1 protein-coding gene is annotated in these 520 nt (G+C 60.0%); it reads left to right on the top strand.

Annotation, left to right across the window (positions count from 1 at the left end; translation table 11 throughout):
- A partial coding sequence (locus DEQ92_RS21830) for an NAD(P)-dependent oxidoreductase (RefSeq protein ID WP_115821779.1) occupies positions 1-520 on the top strand: 520 nt, incomplete at both ends.

Consider the following 520-nt stretch of genomic DNA (forward strand, 5'->3'; position numbering starts at 1 on the left):
CGGTTGGCGGGTGGTCCGCGAATTTCTCGATGCGGGCGCTGACGTAGTTGCGATCGACGATCTATCCGGCCATCAGATCTCGACATTCTCGAACGCACAGTTCGTCGAACTCGACATTCGCGACGAGGAGCGACTGGAGACAGCGCTGTCGGATGTCGACGTGGTCTGTCACCTCGCGGCGATCAGCGGGATTCCGGATTGTGAAAGCGATCCCGACCGTGCGTTCTCGGTCAACGTTCAGGGGACGGAGAACCTCGCGTGGTACTGCCGCAAACACGGGATTCCGCTGGCCTTTGCCTCCAGTATGGCTGTGATCGGCGAACCGGTCGAGTTTCCGATCGGAGCGGAACACCCGCGGGATCCGGTGAGTCTCTACGGCCTGACGAAGAAGATGAACGAGGACGACATCCACGATCACGCCCGCAGTGCGTTCCCCGCACACCTGTTCCTCACTGCGAACCTCTACGGGACGCACGAGTTCGGAAGAGAGGAGGTGACCAAGCAGACAGTAATCAACATC

The sequence above is a fragment of the Haloferax sp. Atlit-6N genome, assembly GCF_003383195.1.
Taxonomy (GTDB): domain Archaea; phylum Halobacteriota; class Halobacteria; order Halobacteriales; family Haloferacaceae; genus Haloferax; species Haloferax gibbonsii.